This is a genomic window from Enterococcus saccharolyticus subsp. saccharolyticus, assembly GCF_029023825.1.
GTDB lineage: Bacteria > Bacillota > Bacilli > Lactobacillales > Enterococcaceae > Enterococcus_F > Enterococcus_F saccharolyticus.
The window spans coordinates 1858980-1879329 of record NZ_CP118957.1; the positions used below are offsets into that span (position 1 = coordinate 1858980).

The 20350-nt window shown below is 34.7% G+C and carries 17 protein-coding genes and 1 other annotated feature; all 17 genes read right to left on the reverse strand.

The window, feature by feature from the left end; genetic code table 11:
- Positions 1-13 precede the first annotated feature (13 nt).
- The 17 genes from PYW32_RS09560 to PYW32_RS09640 all read right to left on the reverse strand — a co-directional run bounded on the left by PYW32_RS09560 (position 14) and on the right by PYW32_RS09640 (position 20349).
- Positions 14-991 (reverse strand): LacI family DNA-binding transcriptional regulator, encoded by a 978-nt coding sequence (locus PYW32_RS09560; RefSeq protein ID WP_016174521.1) that lies wholly within the window; start codon positions 989-991, stop codon positions 14-16.
- 76 nt (positions 992-1067) lie between these two features.
- Positions 1068-2564, reverse strand: a complete 1497-nt coding sequence (locus tag PYW32_RS09565) for a glycoside hydrolase family 32 protein (RefSeq protein WP_016174520.1) — start codon at positions 2562-2564, stop codon at positions 1068-1070.
- Between the two features lie 2 nt (positions 2565-2566).
- Positions 2567-4183 (reverse strand): ABC transporter substrate-binding protein, encoded by a 1617-nt coding sequence (locus tag PYW32_RS09570; protein ID WP_016174519.1) that lies wholly within the window; start codon positions 4181-4183, stop codon positions 2567-2569.
- A gap of 16 nt (positions 4184-4199) precedes the next feature.
- Positions 4200-5087 carry a carbohydrate ABC transporter permease gene (locus PYW32_RS09575; protein ID WP_016174518.1) on the reverse strand — a complete coding sequence of 296 codons (888 nt, stop codon included), beginning with the start codon at positions 5085-5087 and terminating at the stop codon, positions 4200-4202.
- 11 nt (positions 5088-5098) lie between these two features.
- On the reverse strand, positions 5099-6037 hold the full coding sequence (locus PYW32_RS09580) for an ABC transporter permease (protein WP_420828463.1): 939 nt from the start codon (positions 6035-6037) through the stop codon (positions 5099-5101).
- 249 nt (positions 6038-6286) lie between these two features.
- Positions 6287-7867 (reverse strand): amidohydrolase, encoded by a 1581-nt coding sequence (locus PYW32_RS09585; RefSeq protein ID WP_016174516.1) that lies wholly within the window; start codon positions 7865-7867, stop codon positions 6287-6289.
- Position 7868: 1 nt separating this feature from the next.
- Positions 7869-8948 carry an ABC transporter substrate-binding protein gene (locus PYW32_RS09590; RefSeq protein ID WP_016174515.1) on the reverse strand — a complete coding sequence of 360 codons (1080 nt, stop codon included), beginning with the start codon at positions 8946-8948 and terminating at the stop codon, positions 7869-7871.
- Between the two features lie 120 nt (positions 8949-9068).
- Positions 9069-9821, reverse strand: coding sequence for an ABC transporter permease (locus tag PYW32_RS09595; protein WP_016174514.1), 753 nt, complete (start codon positions 9819-9821; stop codon positions 9069-9071).
- Positions 9818-10672, reverse strand: coding sequence for an ATP-binding cassette domain-containing protein (locus tag PYW32_RS09600; RefSeq protein WP_016174513.1), 855 nt, complete (start codon positions 10670-10672; stop codon positions 9818-9820). Before PYW32_RS09600 ends, PYW32_RS09595 begins: the two co-directional genes overlap by 4 nt.
- The gene (locus PYW32_RS09605) at positions 10659-12260 is read right to left on the reverse strand and encodes a sensor histidine kinase (protein WP_016174512.1); all 1602 of its coding nucleotides are present in this window, start codon (positions 12258-12260) and stop codon (positions 10659-10661) included. Before PYW32_RS09605 ends, PYW32_RS09600 begins: the two co-directional genes overlap by 14 nt.
- Complete coding sequence (locus PYW32_RS09610) at positions 12247-12900, reverse strand: response regulator transcription factor (RefSeq protein ID WP_016174511.1); 654 nt, start codon at positions 12898-12900, stop codon at positions 12247-12249. The genes PYW32_RS09605 and PYW32_RS09610 overlap by 14 nt, the downstream gene beginning before the upstream one ends.
- A gap of 101 nt (positions 12901-13001) precedes the next feature.
- Positions 13002-13391, reverse strand: coding sequence for a DUF6157 family protein (locus PYW32_RS09615; protein WP_016174510.1), 390 nt, complete (start codon positions 13389-13391; stop codon positions 13002-13004).
- A 90-nt stretch (positions 13392-13481) separates the two neighbouring features.
- Positions 13482-14339, reverse strand: coding sequence for a MetQ/NlpA family ABC transporter substrate-binding protein (locus PYW32_RS09620; RefSeq protein WP_016174509.1), 858 nt, complete (start codon positions 14337-14339; stop codon positions 13482-13484).
- Positions 14340-14435: 96 nt separating this feature from the next.
- Positions 14436-14672 (reverse strand) — a binding site (T-box leader).
- 58 nt (positions 14673-14730) lie between these two features.
- Positions 14731-15888, reverse strand: coding sequence for a diguanylate cyclase domain-containing protein (locus PYW32_RS09625; RefSeq protein WP_016174508.1), 1158 nt, complete (start codon positions 15886-15888; stop codon positions 14731-14733).
- A gap of 152 nt (positions 15889-16040) precedes the next feature.
- Positions 16041-17066: a glycoside hydrolase family 5 protein gene (locus PYW32_RS09630; protein ID WP_245558516.1), complete on the reverse strand. Its 1026-nt coding sequence runs from the start codon at positions 17064-17066 to the stop codon at positions 16041-16043.
- Positions 17067-17124: 58 nt separating this feature from the next.
- Positions 17125-19491: a glycosyltransferase family 2 protein gene (locus PYW32_RS09635; RefSeq protein WP_016174506.1), complete on the reverse strand. Its 2367-nt coding sequence runs from the start codon at positions 19489-19491 to the stop codon at positions 17125-17127.
- Between the two features lie 6 nt (positions 19492-19497).
- Positions 19498-20349, reverse strand: coding sequence for a ComEC/Rec2 family competence protein (locus PYW32_RS09640; protein WP_016174505.1), 852 nt, complete (start codon positions 20347-20349; stop codon positions 19498-19500).
- Position 20350: the final 1 nt, after the last annotated feature.

Consider the following 20350-nt stretch of genomic DNA (forward strand, 5'->3'; position numbering starts at 1 on the left):
AAATCCAATGATTTCAGATGTTTTCTTTTGTAGTCCAACCTTTTCCAAAATACACTGGTAAAACTGTTCGGTTTTCCACTTGTTTCCCTTGAATAACATCTAACAATAAAGATACTGCTTTTTCTGCCATTTGTTGGGTAGGTTGAGCAATTGTCGATACTAAGTAAGGTTCTCCTTCACGGTAACGTTGACCGTCAAAACCTATTACTTGGACTTCATCTGGAATATTTTTACCTAATTTATCCAAAGCTTTACATACTTCTGTAGCCATCGAATCATTAATTGTAAAGATGCCATCAATTTGTGGGTTTTGTTTTAAAAAACTTTCTAATCGTGCCGATAAGTCAACTAAAGGTTCTAGCATATCTAAAACAGTATACTCAATTCCTTTTTGATTACATTCAATTTCAAAATATTTTCGTCTATTTTTTGTTTCATTCGGAATTTCTTGGTATCCTCCAATATAAGCCAAATGTTTTGCTCCACGTTTGACTAGCTCATTAACAGCCATTCGACCGCCAGATGCATTATCCGCCGTCACGTAAATCACATCTTCTGTAAAATAGCGATCAATACTAACAAAAGGCAAATCACTTGAGATATATTCATCAATGTCTGAATACGTAATACCAATAATACCATCCACTTTATTTTGAGTAACTAACTGAATGTATTCTCTTTCCTTAGTAATATCATCTTTTGAATTACATAGATACATTTTATAATCATTTTCTTCTAAATAATTTTCTACATGAAAAGCAAATTCAGAAAAAAATGGATGCCAAATACTCGGTAAAATTAATGCGACAGTATACGTTCTATTTGTTTTTAATCCTCGAGCATAGAAGTTTGGTTGATAGTTTAATTCTTTAATCGCTGCTTCTACTTTTTTCCGTGTACTCACTTTTACAGAACCATTATTTAACACGCGAGAAACCGTTCCAACACCTACACCTGCTAACTTTGCGACTTCTTTCATCGTTGCGTTCATAGCAATCCTCCATTTTTCTAATTAAAGTTAGTATAATGGAGTTAATTAGAAATTACTAGTTCCCTTCAAACAAACCTTAGTAATTAACAGTTTCTCTTACTTGACCAATTTCAATAGAAGAAATTGTTGCGTTACCTTCACTTGAAAACACGATATCGTTGCCTGCTTCAATCTCATAAAAAGTCATCGTCATTGTTTCTAAAGCATTAATAAACAATTCAATTGAACTGGTGTCTCTAAAAATTTCCAAAACTAACTGTTGATTAACTAAAGGTACATGAACTTGACGTTGAACCAAAACATCCTTCTCAGTTCCGGTAATTGAATACCCTACATCCTCACGACTTAGCGTAAAAATTTCTGTCGCTACATCATAGTGAAGTTGTAAAGATTCGTGAATATTTTTAGCAAATTGAATATCCAATGATGTTGCTTGGCTTAAGTCAGCTACTAAATGCACATAAGTATTATCATGTACCACTTGACGGAGATAAACTGGCGTTTGACCAACAGTAACATTTTCAAATCCGTATTGATATTCTAAATTCGTATACACCATAGAAATAGGTTTTTGTACTAAACGATTCTCTTTGACACGTAATTCTCGTGGTAATGACATTGCTCCTGCCCACTTATGATCTAAATCATGGGTTGGTAATGTTCGATGCCACATTTGCATCCAAGCAATCATAATTCTACGATGCTGATCATCTTCTAATGTTTGAGGCGCGTAAAAATCTAAACCAAAATCAATTTCATGATAATTTTCTACCTGAAACTTACCAGTTTCCCAATCAACTTCACCAATAAAAGCAACAGTTGAGCTTACATTATGATAAGATAAACCTTTTTTGGGTATTTGAATAGGAGACATAATTAACACATCTTTGCCATCCAAATAAAACAAATCTGGGCACTCCCACATAATTCCTTGTGTTTCATCACCTTCTAATAGGATAGATGTAAATGACCAACTAATTAAATCATTTGATTCAAACAAAAGAATCTGTCCATGATTTAACTCATTTTTTGAAGCAACAACACTATAATACTTATTTTCCCGTTGAAAAACTTTTGGATCACGAAAATCATGAATATTTCCATGACCTTTTAATAATTTAGCATCTATTACAGGATTTTGTGCTACTTTATCAAAATGAATACCATCTTCAGATATAGCAATGCATTGGGTTTGATAAGTCTTATTCTCTTTTTCAACATGTCCTGTATACATAAGGTATAACTTACCATCTTTTTCAATAGCACTCCCAGAAAAGCAACCATCTTTGTCATAAGGTTGATCGGGAACTAGAGCAATCGGTAATTCTTCCCAATGAATCAAGTCTTTGGATTTTACATGTCCCCAATGCATAGGTCCCCATTGACTATCGTAAGGATAATACTGAAAGAACAAATGGTATTCGTCTTGAAAATATACAAAACCATTTGGATCATTAATCCAACCAATAGGTGCCATCACATGATAGTGATGGCGATATTTCCTATTGACTTTATGTTTATTTGTTTCGACAAAGCGATTCGCTTCATCTAATGTGAATTTGCTTTTCTTCAATTTTATTCAGTCCCTTTAGTAAAACGATCATAACCGTCTTGTTTAATTTGTAACCACTCGTCTATACCCACACGTTTTAATTCTGCTAAATATTCATCCCACTCTTCATCTACTTTTCCATTTGTAATCCATTCTGCACGTTTTCTATAAATATAATCCCACATATCAGTTTCAATTCGAGCGAGACGATCAGTTTCTTCTTTTTCAAAGAATACTCTAGGGAAATTATTTTCATTTGAAACATATGGTAAGTAATGTTCGTGCATTAAATCTAAACGCCATTTAGCATCATCTGGCATTGTAGTAACTGTTCCATAATAACTATCTAAAATAGCTAATGGACCAGCAGCTTCTGTTTTTTGACGTAGTTCTCCAGGTGCTTCTCCATTTAATGGCAGATGTTTTAGCATATCGCCATCCAATTCAAAAATATTCGGACTTTTGTCATCGCCATAAGTTCCCCAGTTATTTTGTACAGATTGTAGTGGTTCATACATTTTATCAATCCATTTAGCAGTCAACTCTAGATTCTTATTGGCACTTGTAATAACGAAACGATCTCTAGAGAACCCCATTCCATTGGTGCGTGTTACATGTTTTTTGCCATCTGGACCTTCCAAAACAGGCAGCACATCATAGCTGTCATTCATACCAGAAACATTTGCTTTATCCCAACTAAAGTATACGCCATAACGATGATCTTTCCCTTTAGCAACAAACGTATTCCAATCTTGTTCAAAAGCCTCTTGGTCAATTAAACCTTTTTCCCACATTTCATTGAAATATTTCACCGCATTTTTATAACCATCTTTATCTGCTGTAAAGACAACATTTCCATCATTATCTACAACAGTATGGTCATCATTATCCCCTTCACCAAACGGTGCAAATAAGAATTTTAAATCTTCGTTTCCACCATTATTAATAAATGTAAATGGAATTTCATCCGCTTCACCATTTCCATTAGGATCTTGCGTTTTAAATGCTTCTAAAACTTTTATCAAATCATCGGTTGTCTTGGGCATTTCTAAATCTAACTTATCTAACCATTCTACGTTAATCCATGCCATATCATTTACTGTATGAATCGATTCTTTTCCAGCTCCTAACTCTTCAATCCAAGGTAATGAATAGATATGTCCATCTGGTGCCGTTGAAAGTTGACGATATTCAGGATATTCATCAAAGATTTTTTTCAAATTTGGCATATAATCATCAATTAAATCTTCTAATGGAATAATCACTCCACTTTCTGCCCAACTTAAAAGATCATAATCACCAGCTCCTGCATTAAAGATTGCATCCGGTAGCTCGCCACTAGCAATATCTAAATTACGGCGCTCTACAAAATCAGAATTATAGTTTGTCCAATCAATATGAACATTCGTGCCATCTTCTAAACGCTGAAAAATCAATTTGTCATTAGGATCATTCGGTGCTAACGGGGCACTTTGAGATAACATTTTTAAAGTTACTTTCTCTTCCAATGGAAATTGAACATCTTTTAACTCATAATCAGGACTAGAAGCTTTCGATGACCCTTCTTTTCCTCCACTACATGCACCCAACATTAATGTACTAACTAAAGCAAATCCTAAAAACCATTTCTTTGTTCTCATTTTTTTCTCTCCTTCTCTAACCTTTAATTGATCCTACAAGTACCCCTTTATCAAAATACTTTTGGAAAAATGGATACATAACGATTAATGGTAAACTCGAAATAACAATTGTTGAATATTTTATTAATTCTGCTAATTGTTTCATTTCTGCCATTGCAGTGTTTGCACCAACCATATCTTGTGAAGGTTGATTTTGGATTAAAATATTTCGTAAAACTAATTGTAATGGTTGTAAATCTGGGGATTTCAAATAAATCATTGCATCAAAATAAGCATTCCATTGGCCAACAAAAGCATACAAGAATAAAACAAACATGATGGGTTTAGCTAATGGCAGCATCACTTTAAACAAAATTTGAATTTCATTTGCCCCATCAATGGTTGCAGCTTCTGACAATTCTCGAGGCAAAGCACTGAAATAAGTTCGTGCAATAATAATGTTCCAAACATTTAACGCGCCTGGCAAAATGATTGCCCAAATTGTATCTAGCATTCCCAAATCACGAATTAATAAGTATGTTGGAATTAATCCTCCACCTACAAACATCGTAATAACAAAAAATGTCATGATTGCCCCACGACCGTAGAGATCTGATCGAGATAATGGGTAAGCTGTAATCATCGTGACAAAAACTGTTAATAAACTAAAACTAAAAGAATATAATAACGAATTGATAAACCCACGAATAATTGCTCCGTCAGCAAATACTCGCTTATAACCTTGAACCGTCCAATCTGCGGGATTTAAGCTAATTCCTTTGTTAATTAAAGTTGTTGGATCCATAAAAGAAGCGATGACCACATAAAGCAACGGAACAATGGTAATTAGGACTAAAAATAAAACAATTATTCGATTAACCCATAACATTCTTTTATCAAATTTTGAGTACATCTCCATATTCATTGTTTTTCCTCCTATAATCCTTGCCCATCATTTAATTTTTTCGTAATTGAATTAACAAATAGTAATAACACTACATTAATTACCATATTGAACAAACCAACTGCCGCAGAATACGCATAATTTCCTGATTGTAAACCAATCTTATAAACATACGTAGAAATAATTTCTGATGTCGGTATATTCATAGAGGTTTGCATCAAGAATGCTTTTTCGTGCCCAACATTCATGATATTTCCAGCTGCTAGAATAAAATTAATAACCATTACAGGTTTTAATGCTGGCAAATCAATATGAATAATTTTTTGAAGAATATTTGCGCCATCAATATTAGCAGCTTCATATAAGTCAGTACTGACACCTGCTAAAGTTGCTGTGTATAAAATAGATGCCCAACCCATTCCCTGCCAAATACCAGATAAAATATAAATAGTTCTAAAATATGTTGGATTAGACATAAACATAATGGACTCTCCAGTGAGTTTTTCAACCAGTCCATTGATAGGTCCATTTGCTGATAAAAATAAGAAAAGCATCCCGACAATAACAACAACTGAAATAAAGTTAGGCGCATATAAAATCAACTGAATCTTTTGTTTAATTTTCTTATTTAAAATTTGATTTAAAGATAAAGCTAGTAATATAGGGGGAAGAAAACCTAATATTAAACCATAAATACTAATTTTTAATGTATTTTCTAAAAGTACAGAAAAATTAGGTGAAAAAATAAATTCTTTAAAATGTTCGAATCCTACCCATGGACTTTTTAGTATTCCTAACATTGGATTGTAATTTTTAAATGCGATAATAGCACCATACATTGGAAAATACTTAAAAACTAGTGTCATCAAGATGCCAGGTATCATCAACACATATAACCATTTGTCTCGCTTAATTCTTCGAATGATACTACGACGCTTTTGCTCTTTTAATACTTTTTTATCTAGTATCATTTCTCCCTCCGTTCCAATCCCCTTTGACATTTTAATTCCTCTCTTCCTTTTTAGAAACGTTTCCATTTTTGTATAGAAGCGACATCTCACAAAATAGATTATCTTTTTTTGGAAACGTTTCTATTTTACTTATGGCAAAATAATAACACGATTTTGTAAGGGGTGTCAATAACATTTATCAATAAAATAAAAAATAATTTAATAACTTTTTTAAGACAAAAAAGCTTGCGAATTATCGCAAGCTTTTACCTATTTTTGATAGACCCACTGTCCATCCATCATTGTAGCTAAAATTTCAGTTGTTAGTAGTTCTTCTTCGGAACACGTCAATAAATTTTGCGACAGAATACAAATATCGGCGCGTTGACCAACTTGTAATGAACCAATATCTGTCCGACTCAATGCTTTCGCTGCGCCTTGAGTATGAGCGTAAAGAGCTTCAGCAATTGAGATGACTTCTGTTGGCATCAGTCGTTCCACTGGTATCCCTGATTTTTCGCGACGTGCTACAGCATAATAAATGGATTCCAAAGGGGTAACATCTACTACCACTGGTGTATCTGTCCCAAAGGCCAATGTTGCCCCATGTGCTAAGAAAGAATGAAACGGAAACATCTCACTTGCACGTTGCTCTCCCACTTCTTCTTCTAACGTTTCATATCCCACGAGTAAATGACTAGGTTGCACAGAAATGACTAACTGTTCTTGATTCACTAAAGGTAAATCACAAGGATCCATCACTTCTAAATGCTCTAGTGTATTGTATTTTCCCTTGGCTAATGGAAATTTTGCTAAGCTTTCTTGATAATATGTCAATGCTTGATGAATCGCTTCATCGCCAATCGTGTGAATTCGCATAGGCCATCCTTGTTGATTGGCTAATAAAATTAATTGGCGCATGCGCTCAGTATCAATCAGAGGACTACCTACATCACCTTGAAAATAAGGCGTTTCGTATTCTTCTTTTAAAAATGCAGTATGTGTACTGGTTACGCCATCAAAAAATTGTTTGACACCACCCATTTGAACTTTTGGCGAATGATAGGTTGTCGCAATTTCGGTTAGTTTTGTTATTTCTGGACGCATTGCCGGATAAAAAACGGCTCGCACAGTTGCTTCTTCTTCAATTTGTTGGAACAATGATGGATATACCAAATCATCCCAACTCTCACCAGTCAATGCCACATCGCCAATGGTCGTCACACCCATTTGATTCAAATGGGTCATATACGTTAAATAAGCTTCGGTCGTTTTTTCTTTAAAGATTTCCAATACTTCTGCAAGATAATTAATCGCCACTGCTTCCAGAAAACATCCTGTTAGCTCGTCGTTTTCAAAAATAGCTTCACCACTAATCCCTTGAGGAATATCTTCTTTGGTAATCTGCAAAACTTCCAAGCCTTTAGTGTTTAACCAAATACTATGCGCATCACCTGAGATAAGCATGACGGGAACCTCTGCACACACAACATCAATCGACGCTTTTGTTGGATAAACATTTTGTCCAAAATCACTACTAAACCAACCAATTCCTAATTTCCAGCCATTGGTCGTTGGTAAGGATGAGACTTGTTCAGCGAACGCTTGCTCAGTTGCTCCAGTTAATTGGATTAAATGCCCTGCATGAATCAATGCCGATAAATAAAAATGCACATGACAATCAATAAAACTAGGAATAATCATTTGGTCGGAATAATCGATGACTGCTCCTTCAGGAATATCTGACAATGGTCCCACTTGTTGAATCAACCCATTTTCAATTTGAATAAAACCTGCAAAAGTCGTCTTTGTTGTTGTATCAAAAATATAATTCGAACGTAAAACTGTCATCTTATAACCCCAACTTCCATTCTAAGAAAAGATCATTGTAAATTTCAACAGCATCTCTTCCCAAATATTCATAGTGTTCCATTTGTTCCATCGCTTCAGGTTGCGGATAAAATGCCTCGTTTTCCGTTAACTCTTTTGGTAACAAGGCTTTAGCTTTTTCATTGGGTGTCGCATAACCAACATACTCAGCATTTTGTTTGGCATTTTCTGGACGCAACATAAAGTTAATAAACGCATATGCCCCTTCTAAATTACTAGCCGTTTTAGGAATCGCAAAATTATCTGTCCAAATCGCGCCACCATCTTCTGGAACGACGTACTGCACAGCAGGATTTTCTGACATGACAAAAGCAGCGTCACCAGAATAACCAATGCCAATCGGTGCATCATTGTTAATCATTAAGGTTTTAATCTCATCTGTTAACACAGCTTTCACGTTGGATCGTAAGGTTTCTAATTTCTTAACCCCTCTTTCGACTTGGTCCTTGTCTACTTCATTCAATGATAATCCTTGGGCTTGCAAAGCAATACCAATCGATTCTCGCGCACCATCAATCATTAAAATATCATTTTGATACTGTTTGTCCCACAAGTCAGTCCATTTATGGATTGTTCCGTCCGTGATTTCATCTGTATTAACCATGATACCAACTGTTCCCCAAAAATAAGGAATCGAATAGTGATTTTTTTTATCAAAGTTTTGATTCATCAAAAAGCTGGAAATATTTTCTAAACCAGTAATTTTACTGTGGTCAATCGGTAGCAACAAATCGCCTTCAATCATTTTAGGAATAATCGATTCACTAGGAAAGACAATATCATAATGTGTTCCACCTTGTTTGATTTTCGTTTCCATCGCTTCATTGGAATCAAACGTATTGTAAATCACATGATACCCCGTTTCTTTTTCAAAGGTTTTTAATAATTCAGGATCAATATATTCTCCCCAGTTAAAAATAATCACTGTATTTTTACCCGCAGCACTAACTGTTTCTGTCTTCTTTGCTAACCAGGTTTTACTTATAAATAAGACACTCAATACAAGGAGAATTCCACCAAAAAATACCAACAATCGTTTCAATTCGCTAATTCCTTCTTTCTATCAAAAATAGTTTTTCTTGAGTAGAATAGCTGATTTTACCTCAAAATACAATCCAAAAAAATCAAAACCTTTAACAGCCAAAACTGTCAAAGGTTTTGATTAATTAATTCGGCGTTTTCTCGATTGAATCCCTGCAAAGTACAATAAAACGGAAAGTGCAAATAAAAAGAGCATGGACTGAATCATTGGCATCAAATTATAAGTGGTTTTCTCCCATAATTTCGGCATATCTTGGATCATATGTGTCGTAGGCAATAACTTCGCAATACTTTGAATGGATTTAGGTAATTGATTGGTTTGAATCCCCATCATTCCTGACAAAATCATGATTAAAAAATAGGTCGACATGACCAGCCCAAAAGTCGTACTGAATTTTTTCATCAATAAGCAAATACCGTACGCTGCGAGAAACAAACTAAAACTCAACAAACAAATACCGATAACGAAGACAATCAAACCAAAAGCTGTCGGGACAGGTAATTCCAAAAAAGGAATGACTGCAACAATATAAATAAAAATAGAGACACTAGACATAATGGCTTGCGCTAAAAATTTTGCTTGCATTTGTTTTTTCTCTGAATAACCAAATAAAGCCATTCGTACGGTAACCTCTTTTTCGATTTCTTGCGAAAATAATGCAGCAAATCCAATGTAAATCACGGCTAGTGGAGAAATAAGTAGATTTGTCACAAATAATTGGGTACTAAACTGTGCTAAGTGATTCGCAGGAATTTGTTGATTAAAAATCGAATAAAATAATAATGTCATGACAATCGGAAAAATAATCCCAAATAAAATCGAGAAAAAATTCCCCAAAGAATTTAACAATTCGTACTTCACATATCTTTTCATTGGATTTGTCCTCCAATCGCATTTATGGTTAATAACTCAATGTCTTGGTTGCTACGCTTAAAATTGATACCCTGTTGAATTAAATACTGTGCTAAGTGCCATTCTTCTTCTTTGTTTTTACAAGCAATCGCCACCGTATTTTCTGGTGCTAGTAATTGGCGATAGGTCGTCAAATCAATCGTCTCATTTTTATCAAAAGTAATCACAGAATGCCCACAATATTTTTTGAACAATGCACGATGGGAATCATACGCCACCACTTTTCCTTCATGTAAAATAATCAATTTATTGGTTAATTGTTCCAACTCTTGATAATAATGTGTGACAAACAAAATGGCTGCTTCTTTTTGCTCATACCATTGCAAGATTTTTTGAATCAAAGCCCGCCGTGTTTCAAAATCAAGTCCCGTAGTCACTTCATCAAAAAAAGTAATTGGTGCATCTTGCATAAGCACTAAAATCAAGGTAAATCGTTGCTTTTGTCCACCAGACAAATCTTTGAATTTCTTTTTCAAGTGTTCTTCAAAAGCGAAAAAAGTGACTAATTCTTGTAATTTGAGATTGTTCTTATAACTCGTATTTAAAATTGCCTCTAAAATAACGCGACAACTAACGGTATCTACATAATGATTAAATTGCATATGCACCGCCATTGCTTCAGGTTTTATCTCTGATAGGATGGTGCCTTCGTATTTAATTAATCCCAAACACGCTTTAATCAAGGTTGTTTTCCCTGCGCCGTTGGAACCGATAATGCCTACACGATCTGTCGCTTGAATGTCAATCGTTTCACGAATATCTAACGCCACATTTTTTCCATAATTCACTTTTAACCGTTCAATTGTTAACATGTTCATCCCTCCAATTTACAGTGACTTCTACACCTGCGCTAGTATTCTTGATTGCCCACGTCATCTGCAATAAATCAACCAAGTTATCAACTAAATATAAACCCAATCCTGTGCCTGCTTCTTCTTCGGTTGTATCACGAATAAATGGTTCGTGAATATGATCAATCAGTTGTTCAGAGATTTTTGCGTTTTCACTGATGACAGTCACTGCTTGATTGGTCAACCGCACGAATACTCGATGATTTTGTGGTGTGTACTTCACGGCATTTTGTAGAATATTTTCGAGTATCGCTACAAATAATGCTTCTTCTGTTTCAATAGTAACCGGTGTTGTCTGCCATTCGATAGTCACTGCTCGTTCATCGGCTTTCGCTTGATAATTTTGCCAAATAACCGGTAAAAGTTGCTCGACAGCCACACGCGCTTGCGCTTCTCGCGGTTGTTCTTCAAATAAGTACATTAATTGCTGAACAATTTGTTGCATTTTTTGAATCTCTTTTTTTACTTCAGGGAGATATGTTGGTGTATCTTGGTATTTACCGACGCGATGCATCATGCTTTCAACTAAAAGTAAGGCAGAAGCAATCGGCGTTTTTAATTGATGAGAAGCATTGGTTAATAAAAGTTGTTGCTTTTGATTCATCGCTGCTAATACATTGTTCTGACAGTGGACAGCTTGCAATTGTTGGTGTAATTCTGTGTGCATCTGATTTAAGGCATTTTCTAACACTTCTAATTCATCCCCTTTATTGGGTTGATGAAAGACCAGTTCTTTTTCACGGTCACGTGTTCGTGCTTGCTGGGCAAGTAATTCGATTGGATAGGCTAACTTTCGACTAAACCAATGTGCAATGAGCAATGACATCACCAATAACACGACAAGAATCATCGGTGTGCTTTGCAAAACAATCGGAAATAATTCATTTAATTTAGGAGTCATTGCCGAAGCAACCGTCACATAGATTTCTTGGTCCACTTCTTTAAAAGCAACATAACTAGCGTAACTATTGGTATTTTGCTCAACCGTGCCAGCAAAAATCCAGATATCATCTGTAGTAGTATAGATTTCTTGATTGTCTGAGCCTTCAATCATTTCAAATGGATACGTTTGGACATTTTGGATTTCCACGAACGTTTGCTGAATCGGCGTATACATTTCTTTGACTAATGCTATCACTGGTGCAAAATCTTTTTCATCCCAAGACACATCCAATTCTTTTTCTGAATTAGTGAATTGAAAGGACGTGCGTAATTGATGATATAGCGCTCGCAATTCAGGCGCCTTTAATACTACATCCATTGAAGCATTCGCCGTAGATACTTGAATCGTATTTCCTGTATGCGGTAATTTTATACTCATCAATAAAAAATTATCGGACAATTGATAGTCGTCAGCAAACGTTTTCCCTTGAATAAATCGACGTTGGACTTCTTCGATAGTTTGCAAATAGCGATCTGTTTTATAACGAGCATATAATCCCGGTAGCATCCATAGAAAATAGCCAATAATCAAACTTCCTAATAACAATGTCATCAATACAGTATAAATCATGGTTTTTTGGGTAATCGTACGATTAATTTTCTTCATAGCAATACCCCATTCCAATAACCGTCTTAATGACTTCCACAGGTAACTTTTTCCGCAAATTTTTAATGTGTGCATCAATCACACGATCACTAACCATAAAATCATCCGGTGCAATAATCGTTAATAAATGATTTCTTGTGTAGACTCTTTTAGGATGTTGGTGCATTGCCTCAAAAATTAAAAATTCAGTAACTGTTAATTGCAAAGATTGCTGATTATAGTACACTTGAAAATTCTCTTGACGTACGTCTAAACCCGTTGACAAATTCGTTTCAACTTGTGTTCTTCGTAAAACCGCTTCAATTCTTTTCAATAACAAAATTGGTGAAAATGGTTTGATAATATAATCATCTGCCAAGCGATTGAACGCTTCAATTTGACTACACTCATCGCCTAATGCCGTTAGCATAATCGTTGCACACTGCGGCTGCTTTTTAGTCAATTGTTCTAATACTTCTAAACCAGATATAAACGGAACCATAATATCTAAAATAGCCACATCATACCGTTGCTTTTGAATTGCATGGAGTGCTTTTTGTCCATCTACGGCTAGGTCAACTTCATACTTTTGTAACAATAAATACTCACAAACAACTTCGCGAATGACACGTTCATCTTCTAAATATAAAATCCGAGTCATCTCTTGCCCTCCTCTATCTTTAGTAAACACGTTACATATGAATTTCAGATGAATTCGTGGTGAATCTAAAAAAAAACATGTCCCAAATTGGTCCATGATCATTATTTTCTCAAACGCATTGCTTGAATATGTTTTAAGTCACTGTTTTCGCGAAATTGTTGATATTTTGGCGATTCAATTGGATAAATGGCCATTTTGCCGTCTTGATTAAAATGCACACCCCATCCATATTGTTTGACTAATGGTGAAGCACGAAAACAAGGTTTTCCTTTTGCAAAAAAAGCTTCTTCCGTGATTCCTTTATGTTTGGCAGTGGTTGTATATAATATTTCATCTGAGGTAAATTGATAGGGATGGTGAAACAACAACTCATATTGTTTTCTAGCAATCGTCTTTTGTTTTCTTTCGGGAGGGATACCGGCTGCTGTGTGTGGAAAATTTTCAGGAGCTTCAATAAAAGTATTCACGTAATTGGTAGTATGAATAGTCATCAGAAACATCCTTTCCTTTTTCTTCTACTATAACAAAATTTACCACAAACAAAAAGAGTTGAAGAAATTCTTCAACTCTTATCTATTTGATTAAAAGACCGGTACCACTGCACCTTGGTACGTTTCATTAATGTAATCTTTTACTTTATCTGATTGTAACGCAGCAAGTAATGCTTTAATTGTTTCACTGTTTTCATCGCCAGCTTTTACTGCAATAATATTTGCATACGTTTGAGCTGCCTCAGAATCTTTGTCTTCTTTTTGTAATGCGTCATTTTCCACGTTGAAACCAGCTTCCAATGCATAGTTGGCATTGATAACCGCCACATCTACATCTTGAACAGAGCGTGCAATTTGTGATGCATCTAATTCAACGATTTCTAAATTCTTTGGATTTTCAACAATATCTTTTGATGTTGTCGTGATGTCTGCGCCGTCTTTTAATTTAATTAAACCAGCCGCTTCAAGTAATAATAACGCACGTGCACCATTTGTGGCATCGTTTGGAATTGATACTTTTCCACCTTCTGAAATCTCATCTAATGATTTTGCTTTCCCTGGATAAATACCAAGTGGTTCAAAATGAATACTTCCTGCGGATACTAAATCCGTACCATGTTCTTTATTGAAGTTTTCTAAATATGGTGTATGTTGGAAGAAGTTTGCGTCCAAATCACCATCATTTAATGCTGTATTTGGTAAAACATAATCATCAAAAACGGTAATCGTTAAGTCAATGCCTTCTGCCGCTAAATCATCTTTCACTTGTTCTAAAATTTCAGCATGCGGTGTTGAACTTGCGCCTACAGTTAATACTGTTTTTTCTGCTGTACTTGATGAAGAAGCTGATTCTTCTGTTTGATTGCCACTGCCATTTGAACAAGCGGCTAACCCTAAAAATGTTGCACCTAAAATCCCTAATCCGACTACTTTTTTCAAACTTTTCATCTCTTGTCTCTCCTTTGTTTTCCTTATTATATTAAACCGTTAAACGGCGTGTTCCCTTTTTTAGACAACAAAAAAGTCCTTTTATCAGTAAACTGACAAAAGGACGAATAATCGCGGTACCACCTTTTTTCGGAAGTCTTAACTTCCCTCAATCCATCTCTTTTTGTATCAAAGAAATGGTGTTCAAGATAACGATTGAACCTTCCGAAATCACCTACATATCGATGATTTATCCTCAGAGACCATCTTCATTTCCTACCTCTTAGTTCTTTTCACCAACCAGAACCTCTCTAAAAAGCCTTCGAAAATTACTCTTCTCTTCAATGGATGTATATGTTATTGATTCATAATTTACATGAGAATCCGCGCTTTGTCAATCATAAAATAACTTTTAAGCTATTTCATCCACTATCACCACTTTGTTCCGTTCTTTTTTAGCATGGTACAGTGCATTATCCGCTTGTAAAAATAATTCCGCAGTTCCTCTCTCATTGGAATATTCGGCTAATCCAAAACTAGCGGTAATTCGCAATTCTTCATGTCCTGGTATAATAATAGTTTGCATGTCTTTTTGCAAATTAAGACAGATTTCATAAACTTCGGTTAACGTAACGTCTTGAAACAATAAACAAAACTCGTCACCACCAAATCGATAGGCGATCTGATTGGTCGTAAATTGGTTAAGAATAGTTGCAAAAGCCGTCAAACATTGGTCGCCAATGTAATGACCATAATCGTCATTAATTTTTTTAAAACGATCAATATCGGTCATCACTAAAACATAACGTGTCGACGATGTTTGTTCACTTATTTGGCTTAATGCCGTATTGAATGCCAAACGATTCGCAATACCTGTTAATTCATCAATGTGAAGTTTTTGTTCTAATTCTTCTCGTTCAAGTTCTAAATTAATACTCGCAATATTTTTCTTTTGGAGATAATACATTCCAGTAGTACATATGAGTGTAAACATCACTAATAAAGCAAAAATCAAAACAATGCCTAATAAGCGTAAAGGCGATTCGAATACAGTATTTTGATAGGGATTCCACGCGATTAGAAATTCCGCACACAAAAACAAACTGATACTCAATATACCTGTTTGCATCGTTAAATGAGGCACTGCATAAATTCCAGTAATCACAATCGGCAAGATATATAAGGCGTAAACAGGAGAAGAAATATTATGAATTGTCGTGATGACAAAACAAATCAAAACAAACATCATGGAGACGCTGTACAACCGTTGCATATGTGAAAGTTGTTGGTTTTTCATTAGGATATATCCTGTAATTAGCAATGCTATATTGCTAATGGTAGGGATGAATAAATATTTCAAAAAATAAATAGGCACTGAGGTGGTTAGTAATTGTTGCTGTAAAACAATCACACTTACTGCAATTTCAATAAAACAAGCTGCTAAAGAAAAATAGAATGCTATTTGATAATGAAATCCTAACCACTCCGCATTAATTCGTTCATATTCTTTTTTTAGTTCAATTATTCGGGTTGTCGCAAATTGGTCTTGACTTTCTTCGCGTGTCCTCATAAGCGATTCATCCTTTCTATCTGGGTGAAGCATCTTCTTATTAGCTTAAATATCTTTAAATTATAACATAGTGGATTTTGAATATTTATAATTAATTTAGACGACAGTAGATATATAACAAAAAAGACACTAGAATACTACATCCTAGTGTCTTATTTTACTAAAATATCTACAAGTTTAGGAAACAACCATTGTCGCTTGTAACGGTTGTATAAACTAAACGTGGGCTGGTCAGGATTGTCGCCTCCTGGATCCCACCAAATATAAGGAATAGTTAACGCCCGACTCTTATCAACAATGTATTTCGTCCAAGCCATACGAGCGTCTAAATTATTTTTGTCACTTGCTGCAAATTCAGTTAATACGACTGGAATCCCTTTCTGAATGAATAAACGATCAACATCTGAGAAGAAAGTTTCCAAGGCACTCATATCTTCAGAATTCTCTGGATTAAACGTCGTTCCTTCTTGGTCATCTTGTGTAAAATAGGCGGGCGCATAAGGATGAATAGAGACCATGAGATGCTTTCCTTGAGGCAATTCAAAAGCCTCAAGCGCAGCTGTTTCAAAACGGGCGGCATAAGTTGGTAATAACAAATAGCGCTCGGCATTGTTGCCTTCCAATTGACGAATCGTCTCTACAAACACCGCATTTAATTGATTGACAATTTGTTGTGATTCATAAGGACCCGTTGCCCATTCATCACCTGTTCCAATTAAACGTGGTTCATTCATGCTTTCAAATAATAAATGTTCATCGTATTTGGCAAAATGGGTGCCAATTTGAGTCCATAACGTTTTCATCTTCTCAATTGCTAATGGAAGATGCGCTTCATCTGGCGTATACCAGTCATCATGATGTGCATTTAAAATCACATAAAAACCAGCATCTAAACTCATATCAACAACTTCCGTTACACGATTTAACCATTTTTGATCAATCACAAAATTGTCATCCACATGATCTTGCCAAGTGACAGGAATACGAATCGTTTGAAATCCCGCTTGACGAATATCTTGTATCATTTCAGGTGTGGTCACTGGATTTTTCCAATAAGTCTCATAATCAGTCGGATTATCGGTCGGTGTCACCACACTATGCGCATCAAAACTATTTCCTAAATTCCAACCAGCTTTCAATTGCTCTGCAAAACGTATTTCCTCACTTTTTTGATGCACATTGCACCCTCCTAGGAATAGAGTGATACCTAATAATACAAAGAACAAAGAAATTTTTTTATTTGGTATGATTTTCGTCATCTACACCACCTAATATATCATTAACTAACAAATTAGTATCATCAGTTTGTGGTTCAACTTCTACTTGTTTGGTTTTGCGTGCCTGTTGAGCCCATTGTGTAACCAATAGCATTTGTTGTGAATTTTTTGCAATTTCATCAATATTTACAATCTGATAAAGTTTATTGTCGTTAATTAAGTTTTTAACATATTTACATTTAAAATGCACATCATTTGGTAACACACATTCAAATTCTTTCTCTATATCATGGGAATTTGTTACAAAATATTCAAAATTAAAGTTCACAATTGTAACAAATCCACCTGTCACTAAAGGGATTTTTTCATCCATATCAATCCGAGCTGATTTTCGATTGAAGTAAATTGTCGGTTGCATACGGCGAACAATATTCAAACGTAAGTCATCAAATGTACTATGAGATGACTGCAAACTCTTAGGTAGTGTATGCACTCGGTCATAGAGCATTTGCATATAATCTGCTTTACTCTCTTGATACTCTTCCACTTGAAAAGCATATTTCCACCCATCTTTAAATTCATCCACATGAACTAATTTACCTGTTACTTCCGCATGATAATGATCTGTCGTAATGGCAAGCGTAATCTCATTTTTCTCGTCAATAAATATGGGATTTTCCATCCATATAGAGATTCCACCTTCAGAAATATCTAATGTTTCACAGATTATCTCTTCATACTCAGTTTTTAAAACAACAGGTTCAGAAATAGCCACACGTTCACTTTTACGATGAAATTTTCGACCTAATACAAAAAAAGTTGCCATCACTAAATTAAACAAATTAACTAACAACCAGAATAAAACAACAATAGGGCCAATCGAACCATTTCTTAAAATCATATAAATAATGTTTACAATACCAATAATAGACAAAATAATAAATAATAAAAATGGTAAAGCATACAATAAATTATTTGATTGCTCTGTGTTCACACCATCTTTTCTTGTTACTTTAAATTTTTTCAAAGAAATTCCAAAAAATTCTTCAATTACCGGGAATAATAAAAAAGGAAACATAGCTGTCTCATAAATATTCGTCCATTTTGTTGTTCGAATTTCTCGACTCATCATGCGTAACGTAATCGTGCTAGATAAATACATAGGTAACCAAAATATTAGAATACTCAATAAATCTGTTTTAATAACCATATAACCAAATGTTGCGAACATAATTGGTGACATAATATAGATTAATCGCTTGATTGGCGCATACCAATACCAAATAGACGCCCAATAATTAGCTTTTTGAGAAAATGAAAACCCCTTTGATAAAAAGATATGCATTTTTCTTCCAGTCTGAATACATCCTCTCGCCCAACGAATTCGTTGTTGAATTAAGCTTGGAAAGTCGGTTGGCGATAAACCACTCGCTAATTCTTCATTCATTGCATAGCAACGATAATTTTTCTTTTGTAATAACATCCCTGTTGCAAAATCTTCTGTAATTGCTTCTTCATAAAAGCCACCCACATCATTTAAAGCATCACGACTAATCAATGTATTTGAACCGCCGTATATCACACTGTTAGAACGATTTCTCGACACTTGTACATCTTTATAAAAATAATCTTGTTCATTTGGAATACGATTTTCTGAAAACAGAAAATATTGAAATAAATCTGGATTATAAAACGTTTGAGGGGATTGTACAAACCCCATTTTAATTTGATTTTTCTCATCTTTACCTTCATTTTTTAACCATGCATCGACAAAATATGGCACTAATCGCATTAATAGAATGCGACGTGGAATCATATCTGCATCCATAGTCAAAATTAAAGGAGAAGTACTTTTACTCATGGCATGATTCAAATTTCCTGCTTTGGCACCTTTGTTATCAGGTCGATCCAAATAATGAATGCCCATTGATTCTGCCAATTCTCTCGCTTCTGGTCGATGACCATCATCGCATAAATAAATATGAACTTTTGATTTATCTGGATATTCCAAATGTTTACAACCATTGATTGTTTTATAAAGTAAATCCATTGGTTCTGTATAAGTCGCAATAAAGATATCCACATCTGGAAATAGTTCTAATGGAACATCTGGAACAGGTGGGTTTTCGATTTTATGCATGTTATAGTAATGAACAATTGACTCTAATGCACCTAATACTTCAACAATAATCAATGACACACCAATAATGATCGAAACAATCCCAAATTCTAATGGCAATGTATAGCGAATCCGCCAATACAAATAAATAATATTTAAAATGACTGTCAACAGTACCCACAACTGATTCCGATAAACTTTAATTTTTGATTCTTTTTGATAAATTGGTGGATTTACATCGACAATTTCTTTTTCTCCCAAGTTCATAATGGTTTATCTCCTTTTAATCTCTTTTCCATCACTTTCAAAATGCAAGGTCTGTTTATTTGTAAAATAACTAATCGAAGACACATTTTCTAATGCTTCTTGGACTTCTGAATCATTTTTTTTCGCTGTTGTAATTGTTATGTGTGGTTTAATCTGTTCAATAAAACTCTTTGAGGATAAGTTGGCGCGCCCATGATGTGCGACCAAATATAGATCAATCGTAGGCCAATTTACTTGCATTAATTCTTGTAAGCGTTTGGATTCACTATCACCCACAAATAACATATTTATTTGCTGATGTGTAATCAAGGTAGCCAGTGAATAATTATTATCTTTCTTGTAGTGTCTTTCTAAAGGTGGATAAATCGTTAATTTTAATGCACCTAAGCTAAAATTACGTGGTCTTGAAGGATACGTAATCGAACTATCTGTAGCAATTAATTCTTGTGTTATTTTTGCTAATTTAGCATGATCTTTACCATAATAAGGCATAATCACGTGAGATACTTCAAAATTGTCTACAATAGTCGAAACACCGCCAATATGATCTTTGTCTGGATGAGTCAAAATCAAATAATCAATCTTTGTTACACCATTTTCTTGTAATAGATTCAGTAATGCTTTGTGATCTTCCTCTTCCCCTGTATCGATTAATACCGTGTTCCCTCCTTGTTTGATTAACGTAGCGTTAGCATCATTGGCTGTCGAAAGGAAAAACACATCGACCGATTTGGTATTATCTTTTTCTGTATTGTGATAACGAATAAGAAAAAAAGCACCTGTTAATACACCGATAAAGAGAATAAAGCGAAAAATGAACCAACTTTGTTTTAAAACTTTTATTCTAATCTTTCTCACC